The sequence below is a fragment of the Thermodesulfobacteriota bacterium genome, assembly GCA_035325995.1.
Taxonomy (GTDB): Bacteria; Desulfobacterota_D; UBA1144; order Nemesobacterales; family UBA2774; genus JADLGH01.
This window is the reverse complement of record DAOKYU010000005.1, coordinates 60002-72159: the sequence shown is the minus strand read 5'-3', so window position 1 is coordinate 72159 and position 12158 is coordinate 60002. Positions and strand designations below refer to the sequence as shown.

Genomic DNA, 12158 nt, shown 5'->3' with positions numbered 1-12158 from the left:
TTCAGGGCAAAAATTATACATTATAATATTTGACTTTAAACGAACGGACGCTTAAATTATTACCTTTCTCGGGGCCGTAGCTCAGTTGGGAGAGCGCATGAATGGCATTCATGAGGTCGAGGGTTCGAATCCCTTCGGCTCCACCAGTAACTTATCCATGCTGCTGGACTTCTGCATTTTATTATTCTTCACGATTCGGTTAGAATTTGTTGTTATAGAGGAGCCGGACAGACACTATCGATATGGAAAGAGCGGTAAAGCATATTGAGTCAAGGGTAAAAGACAAGCAACTTATAGAAGTCCGGAGAATGGAGATAGTGAAAGCTGCGGTAGAGCTCTTCGTTCGAAAGGGATTTCACAGAACTACTGTGCGGGAAATCGCACAAAAGTTCGGAATGAGCATAGGAACGTTGTATGAATATATTAGAACCAAGGAAGATATTCTCTACCTTGTCATCGATTATATTCATTCGAGTGTCAGCAAGAGGGTGAGGCCCTCGCTCAAAATCAACGGCACTTCCAGAGAGAGACTCGAAAACGCTATCAGGTCTTACTACGCGATTATCGACGAAATGCAGGACTACGTGCTGTTTCTCTACCAGGAAACAAAATCGCTGTCGTATAATGCGAGAAAGTACATATTCAAGTCCGAGGAAGAAATGACGTCGATATTCGAGGAGATCATTCTCCAGGGTATCGAGGACGGAACATTTTCCATCAGCAAGAAAGACGTCAATCTTCTGGCCAACGAAATCATGGTTACCGGGCAAATGTGGGCTTTCAGGCGCTGGATAGTGCAAAAGAACTACACCCTCGAAAGGTTTATAGAGCTAAAAAGCTGCCTCGTCATAAAGGAGCTGGGCCTCTCGTAATTGACATCCCGTCCGTCGTCCGTTTATAGTCTCAGGTCTTAAATAATTTTCGCTTTGCGCATAAATTATGCGGGAAAATGGATAGGTTATGACTCTATATACATTATCGAACGATCGTTCAGTCAGTATCCGCGGGATATGGAATCAATACAGCTTCTCCCATAGCCCGATATACATGCGCGCTGCTTGTATGGTGTAACCGGCTGTCAATATTGTATTACCGTAAACACTTCAAGTTGTGGCCGGAAAAAAGGCTTGACATGCGGAAAGGAAATATATTAAGATGCATATACTGAACAAGCGCTCAGTCGCCGGGCGCCGGTTGAGAATAGCACACAGGAGGGTTAGTAACATGGGATTGCAAGCCAATGAATACAGTAACCCTTGGTTGAGCGATGGGGAGGTGCCGCCCTTGCCGCTCGACAGAGATCGAATTCACATTATCAGTCAGGGTGTCGCGGACCCGCAGTATGACTACGACGTCATTCCCCTTACGTACACGGAAAGCCGCTGGATGGCGTTCGTAATCCGGGCCGACATCGAGGCCATGAAGGCCGTCGTGCCGGATCCGATCAAGGTGGAAGACGACGTAATAGAGTTCTGGTACGTGATACACAGGAATACGATGATCGGGCCGTACATGGAGATGGGCGTAACTTTCGCCACTTCCCTGGAAGGGGGAGATGGTACAAAATACCTGGGTGGATACTACCCGTACATGTACCTTTCGAACGATTCGGGCATATCCGCGGGAAGAGAGCCGTTCGGGTTTCCAAAGAAGGGTGCGTATATCGCTGCGTACGAGCATGGAATCAATGGTAACTATTTTAATATGCTTATGGAAAGGCGCGGTTATGTTCTTCACACTGCCAATGGCCGTTATTCCGATAAGCCCCTCTCGGCAAGGCCGGCATTTTACGGTAAAACCGACTGGGGCCGTATGAACTACCGAATTACTACATCCCCGGATGTCTCGAACAGCATTCATGAAGTCACTTATCTTCCGTCCGATCTCCCCCCGGGGTTCGGCTCGGGTCACCGGTTTATGATGGACGCTGCAAGCATCCGTACCGCAACCGGCGCCGATGTTCGTTCCTGGTTTATGCAGGGGATGCCTTTCGATTACATGGGCGGCCAGATACCGGCTACCGAGGTTGTGGGGCTCATCAGCTTTACCTTCAACCTGATAATCCCGGGGGCCAGGACCATATGGTCGAAGAAGGTTGAAAGAGAGGAGAGTGATTTGGGTCAGATTCTTTATTCGACTCCCTTCAAGTATACGATGCGTCACCGCTTCCTCCTCCCGCAGTACAGTCAGGGGGGAGTGTTATAACAGGATGTGCGGATGTTTTGAGCTTTATCACGGATTTTCCGCCGTAGGCCCATTGCCGGATTGCTTCTGGTTCCTATCCTGTAGCGTCCCCACGGGGGCTGCAGGATAGGAATTTAATGCGGGCCGGGGCTACGGATGTTGCGAAAGCGGAATGAAAGAAATGCTTCGCGGACATGGAAAGTTAAGTCAGGGATGCATTTTCTGCATACGGGGTTGTCTTCGAAAGAAGATGAGGGCGTAACCAGGCCGGAAATAATTCCGGCGGGTTCTCGTATCGGTCCGGCAATTAAATCAAAATTGCTTTGAAATAAGCTGACGGAACGTTGATTAGAGCCGCGATTATGCGATTGACAGACGAGTTTAACATTTACATGGAGAGGTATTCATGAATTTGGAAGACAGGAAGACGGAAAGACTGAAGAAGGCCAGGGAGGACTGGGAAAGCGAGTACCGGAGCGGACGGAAAAGGGAGGCCGACTATACGACCATCTCGGGAATGGAAGTCCCGCCCCTGGCAACGCCGCTTGACCTGAACGGGTTCGATTATGAAAAGGAGCTCGGCTTCCCGGGCTCCTATCCGTATACACGGGGCATACATAGCTCCATGTACAGAGGCAAGCTCTGGACGATGCGCCAGTTCGCCGGCTTCGGGGCGCCGGAGGACACCAACAGGAGGTTTAAATACCTGCTTCAGCACGGCCAGACCGGCCTCAGCACGGCGTTCGACATGCCCACGCTCATGGGTTACGATGCGGACCACGAGCGGGCGCGGGGGGAGGTCGGAAGGGAAGGGGTCTCGGTTTCGTCGCTTCAGGACATGGAGGTTCTCTTCGACGGCATAGACCTCGACGCTGTAACCACGTCCATGACCGTGAACTGCACCGCCTCCATCATCTTCGCCATGTATATCGTTATGGCGGAGAAGAAGGGGGTGAGCCGGGACAGGCTGGGGGGAACGCTTCAGAACGATATGCTGAAGGAGTTCATAGCCCAGAGGGAGTGGATATCGCCCCCGGTGCCTTCCGTAAAAATAAATGTGGACGTGATAGAATTCTGCGCCCGGGAGGTGCCGTTATGGCACCCGGTCTCGATCTCCGGTTATCACATCAGGGAAGCCGGTTCCACGGCGATCCAGGAGCTGGCCTTCACGCTCGCCGACGGCGTCTGTTACGTCGAGGAAGCGCTGAAGCGCGGCCTCGATATCGACGCGTTCGCGCCGCGCCTCTCCTTTTTCTTCAACGTCCATAACGACTTTCTGGAAGAGGTAGCCAAGTTCAGGGCTGCGAGAAGGATGTGGGCGAAGATAATGAAAGAACGCTTCGGGGCGAGGAGCCCCAAATCCATGATGCTGAAGACGCACGCCCAGACCGCGGGCGCGAGCCTCACAGCGCAGCAGCCCCTGAACAACGTGGCCAGGGTCACGATTCAGGCCCTCGCCGCCGTGCTCGGCGGCACACAGTCGCTCCATACGAACTCGATGGACGAGACCCTGGCCCTCCCGACCGAAGAGGCCGTGACCGTCGCGCTCAGAACGCAGCAGATCATCGCCGAGGAAAGCGGGGTCGTGAATTCCATAGACCCGTTCGGCGGGAGTTATTTAATGGAGGCACTCACCGATAAAATGGAAAAGGAAGCTTTTGTATATATAGACAGGATCGACAAAATGGGCGGGATGATCAGGGCCATAAGTGAAGGTTATCCGCAGAAAGAGATAGCGGACGCCGCCTACAAGTATCAGAGAGAGCTGGACACGGGGATAAAGACGATAGTCGGGGTTAACAAGTATTCGGTGGACGAGGAGCTCCCGATACAGATCCTCAAGATCGAAGAAAAGGTGGAAGCGGAGCAGAACGAAAGGCTCGGGTCGCTGAAAAGAAGCAGGAATAACCGGGAAGTCGGCGCGAGGCTCGGGGACATCCTGATCGCTGCCAGGCAGGGGAAAAATTTGATGCCTTACATTATCGAAGCCGTAAGGGAATATGCGACTCTCGGCGAGATCAGCGACATATTCAGGGAAGCTTACGGCGTGTACACCGACCCCGGATATTTTTAGACGGAGCATGAATAGATACGAGGGCGCGTCATGAAAAACGAGAGAGCAGTGAGAATTCTTATCGGGAAGGTCGGGCTGGACGGCCACGACAGGGGGGTTAAGATAATTTCGAGGGCCTTGAGGGACGCGGGCTACGAGGTGATCTACACCGGGCTCCATAACTCTCCGCAGGTGGTTGCGGAAGCGGCCGTCCAGGAGGATGTCGATGCGGTCGGGATAAGCATTCTTTCCGGTGCGCACAACTATGTGTTCCCGGAGCTGATAAGGCTCTTTAAGGAGAAAGGGATCGACGACGTAACGTTATTCGGGGGCGGCATAGTGCCGAAAGAAGATATCGAGCGTCTCAGGGAGAAAGGCGTCAAAACGATATTCGAGCCCGGCTCTTCGACGGATGAAATCGTCAGGTGGGTGAGGGACAACGTAGCGGTCAGGGAATTATGACCTTATACACCGGCGCAGCCGGGAGCACGCGCCCCGGGCCGGTATTGGCAGGATGCGGGTAATTATGAAATAATTAACTGCCGCCTTACAGACTTTTCAGGCCGGGAGCGCACCCGCGTTGAGTTATTTTGCCAAGAGGTTTTGCCTCGTTGTTTTTGCTTTTATCGCCGCCCTTCTTGTTGCCGAGGGGGTAGCCAGGATTTTCATCGACCCGGTGGATTATCTCTGGAGACGTCTGTCGTACGACCCGGTGCTCCGGTACAAAATAGAGCCGCATTCCGCCGGGCACGATTCCCGGGGCTACAGGAACAGGCATGTACCGGAAAGGGCCGATATCGTAGCCCTGGGCGATTCGCAGACCTACGGCGAGAGCGCGCCGGCGAAATACTCCTGGCCGTCCATACTCGGCTCGCTCACGGGCAAAGTGGCGTATAACATGGGGATAGGCGGCTACGGGCCGGCGGAGTATTTTTATCTTTTCGGGAACGGGGCGCTGGAATTGAAACCCGGGGTCGTTGTTGCGGGATTTTATCTGGGCAACGATCTGGCCGACACGTACACGGCCGTCTATACGGTAGAGCGCTGGCGGCATCTTCGTAAGCCCGGAGCCGGGCCCGGCCCCGGCCCCGGCGGTAACGACGAGACAAAAGCAGGTGATAAGCCCCAGGTCGAGGAAACCCCGCCTGTAAAGAAGCCCTTTGCGTACGAACTGAAGCGGAGGGTGTATGGCGCTGCGGGCTGGTTTGCGGAAAACAGCGTTCTCTACCGGGTTATAACCGCTTCTTACCTGGGCGACGGGATGAGACAGAAAATGATGCTCGATCGCGGGGAAAAGATCACCATGCTCGAGGTCCGGGAATACGGCATCCATACCGGCTTTACGCCCGTAAGGCGGCTCGAAGCCCTCGACATGGACAGGCCCGACGTGAGGGAGGGGCTCAGGCTCGCCCTTGATTTCTTTAACGAGATGAATTTGCTCGCCGAAAAGAACGGCGTACGCTTTCTGGTCGTGATACTGCCGACCAAGGAGAGCGTCTACGGCCGGTTTATAGAAGGGAACACCGGTCTTCGGTATTCCGCCGAAATAGACCGTCTACTACGGAACGAGCGGCGGGTGAGCGAGGAGGCCGAGTCGTATTTCGAGGGGCACGGCATTCCGTATATAAACCTCCTCGGGCCGCTCGGGGAAGCCGCCCTGCATGAGGAGATATATCCGAATAATTACAGCGGGCACTTCAACGGAAACGGCAACCGCGTGATAGCCGAATCCATAAAGCGGCGTCTGGATGAGATGCAAGGTGGAAGGTAAATAAAAAACGGGCGCCATGCTTTTGCAGGACGCCCGTTTTTGAATCGCTTCCAGCTTCTATCGTTACTTCGTTATGTTCCTCTTTATAGGCTGATACTGCTGGCTCTGCCTCCTTGCGGGAAGGGGCTTCGGAGCGGCGACTGCCGTCTCTTCGGCGCGGGCCTTTCTGACTTCGTACTCGGCGAGCATAGCGAGAGCCGGGGCCGCGAGGTATTCGCTCCCCTTCATTACGATGATGCTGGCGAGCATGAAGTGAAAGCCGAGACCGGGCATGAGCAGGAACGCCGCGCTTCCGGCCATTACTATGAAGAGGCCGACGAGGGCCTCCGTCTGCGCGGAGCTGAGGGCCCCGAGGCCGAGCGGGAGCGACTTGAACTTGTTCGTTCTCTGCCACGGTATCTCTTTGGTGAAGAGACACGTTATGCTGGCGACGATGTACGTGTGCGTGAGCGCGCTGTTGGCTATGAAAGCGCCTATCGTGTCCCTGAAGGGGCATTTGAGGTAGACGTGATACGTAAGCCATCTCAGGATGATCCCGCACACGAGCACGGCCAGGGACGACACCCAGAGGGCCTTGGGAACCGCGACGACCTCGTTCTGGATCGTCATCGAAGCGAGGGCCGCAAGTCCGAACGGTATGAACAGCGCCCCGAGGCCGATGTTGAGGTAGCCGAGCCCGTGGTTCAGATGATGAACCTTCTGGAGCGTCGTCATTGCCGAAGGCTTCGCAAGGAACTTCGGCAGGTAGAACCTGAAATGACGCTTGAGCTCCTGTACGGGGCCGTACGTCCACCTGTAGCGCTGCTTTTTGTAGCCGAGGAATGTTTCGGGGATGAGCCCTCGCCCGAAGGTTTCGTTCGTATAGACCGAGGAGTACCCCGCCGCGTGTATGCGGATGGAAAGCTCGGAGTCTTCTGTCTGGCACCATTCGGCCCAGCCGCCGGCGTCTTCGAGGGCCTTCTTTCTTATGAGGCACATAGTGCCTACGGTTAGCCCGGCGTCGCGCTCGTTAAGGCTCGGCATGACCGTTTCGAAGAAATATTTATATTCCCAGTAGCACATCCTCTGGTAGAGGCTCCGGCCCCATTCCCTGTAGTCGTGAGGGGTCTGGACGAATCCCATTTTCGGGTCTTCGAAGTAGCCTACGAGACGGTCGAGAAAATCGGGCTCGACCTGGTAGTCGCTGTCTACGACGCCTATGATCTCGACCTCGGAGGACGTGTGCTTGAGCGCGAAGTTGAGCGCCCCGGCCTTCGCGCCTTTTATAGGGTCTACGTGGAAGAACCTGAACCTCTCGCCGAGCTTTTTGCAGTGCGCCTCGACGGGCTTCCAGAGGTTCGGGTCTTTAGTGTTGTTGTCTATGACCATGACTTCGAAATTCGGATAATCGAGCCTCGCTATGCTGTCGAGCGTTGCTATTACCACGTCCGGCGGCTCGGAATAGGCCGGCACCTGGAGGCAAACCCTCGGGTAGCTCCCGAGGCCTCCCGGCGGGAGGGGGCTGTTGGGCCTGTCCCACTTTACCTTGCCGAGGACTTCCCACTGCTCGAAAGCGGTTATGATTCCGCCGAAAAGCGTGACGAAGAGGAGCGGGTAGCCGATGTACATGAGCACGCGCGTTATGGTGCTCACGTCAATGGACGCGATGAACCAGAATCCCCAGACTATCCCGAACAGGGAGAGAAGGGAGTACGTGACCAGGAGAAGGCGTCCCGCAATCGTGAAATTCCTCAGCCCCCTGTGCGCAACGGCCATCAGAGCCATGCTGCCCGCCGTGACGGCCAGTATCGCCGGGGCCGGATAGCCGATGAGCCATACGATGAGGGCGGCCACAACGTTCACATTCAAATACTCGAGAATGCTGAAGTAGTGTCTATCCTTGCCTATAAGGTTTTTAAACGTAATCAGCAGCGTCGAAACCACGAACGCGACGGCTGTGTATATGTAGCCTACTGTTATTAACTCACCAAAATTAAACATCAGAGTTCAAGCCTCCTGTGACTTCGCAGTCGTACGTGAATTGGTCTTAAATGCATCATCCCTTGATCCGGATTGTATTCGTTGTTTTTAATCGAGAAATCGGGGAACCCTTACCCCGACATTATGAAAAAAGAGGTGATCATAAGAGGGCGGACAGCCAGAGCCGGGTTAGCGATACGGTCTCGAATCCGAAAACTGCAGCCTGGCTTCTAACGGCTCTTATTTGCATTTGCGTTATATAGATTGCAAGTGCTGTGCCAACCCTTTATAATCGCATGTTTCCAGTGATTGCAGCCGGTTATGGGAAAACGGTGTGTGTATAGGTGCGGAGCTGTGTAGTATTACACTAAAATCCTGTGCGCAATTACACAATCGGGGCCGGAAAAGAGGGGAATGGGCGGCCTATTTGCCTTAAATTAAATAATTTTTAGAGAGCTGAGCCTGTCATCCCCCCCTGCTTATCATAAGAACGGGGCGGGGGCTCTCGCGTATGATACGGAGGGGGGGACCGCCGAGGGAGCGTTTCCGGCTCCCCGACTGGTGGATGCCGAGTATGACGAGGTCGTTTTCCTCGGCCAGCTTTATTATGCGCCCGGCGATGTCGTCGGATTTTTCGATCCTTACCTTGAAGTTTACGTGCCCGGCGTGGTCTTCCGCATAGCGGAAAAGCTCGTTCCGGGCCTTTTTGGCCGCTCTCCAGTCGGTGTCTTCGGGGAGTATGCGGAGGAACGTGACCTCGGTCCCGCCGGCGCGGGAGATGCTTCCCAGTATACGGGCCAGGAGCTCTCCGTGGCCCCCCCTGCCCCCGACAGGGACGAGTATGCGCTTGGCCGTGTGTATGTGCCAGCCCCGTGGGGCTTTCAGCATGACCACGTTGCTCGGGACGGCGTTTACGAGCCTTTCGAGGTTCCTTTCGGCGGATTTCTGGGTGAGCGACGTGAGGCCGATGAGAAGGCTCTCGCACCTGTACGTCCGGGCGACGCGCACTATTTCGGGCCACGGCCTTTCGGCTATCGTGATGAGGGCCTCGGGGCTGAGGCCGATTTCGAGGGAGGTCGATATCGCCTCCCTCAGCACCGCCTGTGCGCTGAGCACGCGGTCTTCTTCGTAAACCGGGGTTTCTTCGCCGGTGGTAACGACGGAAAGTAAAAGCACCTTACCGTATTCGGGCGGGGCGAGCGCGGCCGCGACCTCTATCGTGGCCTTGGCGCTCGTCGGATTCGCGATGGGGACGAGGAAGAGCGGATTCCTTCCGCGGAGCCTGACCAGCTCGGGGTCGTAGCCCTCGGACGAGGCGTCGAAAATCCTTGCGCTCCGGCCGAAGCGTATGTAATAGAGAACGCCGCCTATTGCCAGCCAGATAGCGGCGATGATTCCGGCCTCGGGGACTTTGATACCCTCGAATATGACTATGCCCGAGCAGATCACGATGCCGGCGAGGGGGAGGTAGGGAAAGAAAGGTATCCGGAACGCATCCGGCCTCGGGGTTCTCCTTTTACGTGCGAGTATGGCTATCCCCTGCGTGAGGGCGAAGGCCAGGAGAAATATGAGGCTCGCGGCGGCTCCGGCGGCGTTGACGTCCGGCACGAGTATCAGGGTCGCGATTATTATTGCAGAGGTCGCCAAAAGCGCCTTGTCGGGCGTTCCCCATTTGCTGCTGACCTCGCCGAGCGGCCTGGGGAGCGTCCTGTCGCGGGCCATGCTCTCCGCTATGCGCGAGGGGGCGAGTATATTCGCGTAGAGCGCCGAGAGCATCGAGAGTATGCCCGCTATGACGACGACCCAGTAGCCGGCCTTGCCCATGTACCTTTCGGCCGCGACGGCTATGACGGACTCGGGATTCTGCATGCTGAGATCTACTATGGACTGCCCGGGCGCTGTCCCGGCGATCGTGACGATGAATACGAGCGGGACGTATATGGCGAGCGATATGAGAATCGATATTATCATCGCCCTCGGTATCGTCTTGTCGGGGTCCTTGACCTCGCCGGCGACGGCGGCTATGAGCTCGAAGCCGTGAAAGGCTATGAAGGTGTACCCCATGGCCTCGACGACGCCGAGGAATCCGAACGGGAGCAATGGAGAAAAGTCTTTCCGGATGCTCGCCGGGCTCTCGCCCGTCATTGCCCAGACGCCGCCCAGTATCAGGACCGAGAAGGCTATTATCTTCCCTATGTTGGCGAACGCGCCTCCGCTGGCGGGCTTTAGCATGAGGCTGACGGTGTAGTAGACTATGGCCGCCCCGGCTATGACCTGCGAAGCGCGCGCCGTCGTCAGCCAGTCGGCGCTCATGCCCGGAAAGTAGCCGAGTACCCCCTTTATGAGGAGGGTCGTGAAGTAGCCCGCCCCGAGCGCGTAGAGGACGGACGCCACCATCGACGCGAACCAGAGGAGCCAGCCTATCGCGAAGGCCGCTTTAATCGAGAGGAGTTTTTTTGCGTATACGTACGGGCCGCCCGATTCCGGGAACGCCGCCGAAAGCTCGGCGAAGCTGAAAGCCGTGATGATGGCTATGAGTCCGTTCAGTATGAAGGCGAATATCGCGCCCGGCCCGGCGGCCGTGTAGGAGATGCCCGTAAGGACGAGGATGCTGCCCCCGACTATCGAGCCCACGCCTATGCCTATCGCTCCGAATAGTCCGAGGTTGCGTCTTCCGGTTGTTACTATTTCTCCCATTTGCAGAGCCGGGTGCGAACGAGCCGAAGTATTCGCACCCCGCCGCGGACGATTATAACGTCTTATGCGCTCGTTTCAAAACGCGTTCCCGAGGCGGCGCCGCATCCCCCTGAAAACCGGCCCCGGTGAGGTCGTTAGTCTTCCCAGATGTCGAAGCGTTCCAGGAGGTAGGATTTATTCTGCTCGAATATCTTGGCCTGCTGCTGAACGACCTCCTCGGCCTCGTCGCTGGACATGTTCATGACCTCCTGGCAGTAGCTCTTCACGCGCCCGAAGTAAAGGGGCGTTATGATGTCGACGAGGCGACGCTTGTTCCTCTGCCACTGCTGGTACGTGTAGGCGAAATCGTAGAGTATCTTGCTCCAGAGCTCGGCGTCGAATTCCTTCTCTTCGTTGGACGTCCATGCCTCGTAGATTTCGTCGAGCCTGGCCATATTGTTGTCGTTCAGTATCTCGTCGTACATGGGCCTGAAATGGCGGAAGCCCTCGACGAACTCTTCGAGAAGGTCGTTCATACTGACGGAGACCGCTTCGAGCTTGGGCTCTTCGTCTATCTTGTTGTTTATCTGAATCGCCTGGAACGGGTTGTTCCTGTCCCAGTTGCGCTCGTACTTGCCCATGAGATAGAAGACGGTGCTCACGACCTGCCTGAACATCGGGCCGAGGTCGGACGCCGGGTCCTTCGCGCCGTGTATTTTCGTGCCGAGGTACGTCTGGACTACCTTGAAGCCCTCGTTTATCGCGCAGGTCGTCATCCATATGTCGATTCCGAACCGGGCGACGTCGGTATCCCAGACATCTTCCTTCATGAAGAAGGCCGCGAGCTCGGGGCAGAAGCCGAAGTCGCCGCCGATGGGCTGCCTTATGTCCACGCCGTAAAGGGCGCGCGTCATCGGGTAGACGATCTGGTTCGTTATGGTCCCGTCGAACTTGTGTCTCCTGTAGTAGGGGGCTACGAAGCCCGCGGAGCCGTCGAGTATGGGCTCGACGATGAACTTGACCCATTCGGGGGTTATGCTCCTGAGGTCGGCGTCGAAGACGGCTATCGCCTTTACCTTGAGCATTATGGCGAGCTCGAACACCGCCCTGAAAGAAGTTCCCTTCCCCGGTAGGCCCCTGTAGATGGTTACCCTTCGGAGAACGTGCTCCGGGATTTTCGCCTGGTAGGCGTTTTCCCTCGTGTCGTCGAGCGACCCGCCGTCGCTTATGAATATGGCCGAGGTATGGTCCGGGAAGTGCTCCGCCAGCCCCCTGGCCACCTGCTCCACGACAAACCCTATGGAGTCTTCGCAGTTGTAACACGGAATTCCGACCAGTATGTCCACGCTCTTTACCTCGTCAACCCACCAAAGAACGTTTTTCCTGATCGCGGACTCGTATTTTCTCATCTCTTGATCAGCCCCTCATAATTTTAGTAACAATAAATAATATAGCATTCCGTTTCCAGTATAAAATCCGGCCTTCCCACGAACGGGACCCGAGCCGGGCGTCTCT

Annotated in this window: 8 protein-coding genes and 1 tRNA gene; 6 read left to right on the top strand and 3 right to left on the bottom strand. The window is 55.8% G+C overall.

Features of this window, described 5'->3' with window-relative positions; all coding sequences use genetic code 11:
• The first annotated feature begins 70 nt into the window (after nt 1–70).
• The 6 genes from PKC29_08165 (at nt 71) to PKC29_08140 (ending at nt 6008) form a co-directional block, all read left to right on the top strand.
• A tRNA-Ala gene (locus PKC29_08165) sits at nt 71–146 on the top strand.
• Between the two features lie 162 nt (nt 147–308).
• On the top strand, nt 309–872 hold the full coding sequence (locus tag PKC29_08160) for a TetR/AcrR family transcriptional regulator (protein ID HML95384.1): 564 nt from the start codon (nt 309–311) through the stop codon (nt 870–872).
• Between the two features lie 283 nt (nt 873–1155).
• Nucleotides 1156–2205 carry an acetoacetate decarboxylase family protein gene (locus PKC29_08155; protein ID HML95383.1) on the top strand — a complete coding sequence of 350 codons (1050 nt, stop codon included), beginning with the start codon at nt 1156–1158 and terminating at the stop codon, nt 2203–2205.
• A 385-nt stretch (nt 2206–2590) separates the two neighbouring features.
• Nucleotides 2591–4258 carry a methylmalonyl-CoA mutase family protein gene (locus PKC29_08150; GenBank protein HML95382.1) on the top strand — a complete coding sequence of 556 codons (1668 nt, stop codon included), beginning with the start codon at nt 2591–2593 and terminating at the stop codon, nt 4256–4258.
• A gap of 30 nt (nt 4259–4288) precedes the next feature.
• Nucleotides 4289–4699, top strand: coding sequence for a cobalamin B12-binding domain-containing protein (locus tag PKC29_08145; GenBank protein ID HML95381.1), 411 nt, complete (start codon nt 4289–4291; stop codon nt 4697–4699).
• Between the two features lie 118 nt (nt 4700–4817).
• Complete coding sequence (locus PKC29_08140; GenBank protein ID HML95380.1) at nt 4818–6008, top strand: SGNH/GDSL hydrolase family protein; 1191 nt, start codon at nt 4818–4820, stop codon at nt 6006–6008.
• Between the two features lie 63 nt (nt 6009–6071).
• Here the strand turns inward: PKC29_08140 and PKC29_08135 are convergent, their stop codons facing one another.
• The 3 genes from PKC29_08135 to PKC29_08125 all read right to left on the bottom strand — a co-directional run bounded on the left by PKC29_08135 (nt 6072) and on the right by PKC29_08125 (nt 12052).
• On the bottom strand, nt 6072–7988 hold the full coding sequence (locus PKC29_08135) for a glycosyltransferase (protein ID HML95379.1): 1917 nt from the start codon (nt 7986–7988) through the stop codon (nt 6072–6074).
• A gap of 444 nt (nt 7989–8432) precedes the next feature.
• The gene (locus PKC29_08130; protein HML95378.1) at nt 8433–10664 is read right to left on the bottom strand and encodes an amino acid permease; all 2232 of its coding nucleotides are present in this window, start codon (nt 10662–10664) and stop codon (nt 8433–8435) included.
• 134 nt (nt 10665–10798) lie between these two features.
• Nucleotides 10799–12052 (bottom strand): glycosyltransferase, encoded by a 1254-nt coding sequence (locus tag PKC29_08125; GenBank protein ID HML95377.1) that lies wholly within the window; start codon nt 12050–12052, stop codon nt 10799–10801.
• Nucleotides 12053–12158: the final 106 nt, after the last annotated feature.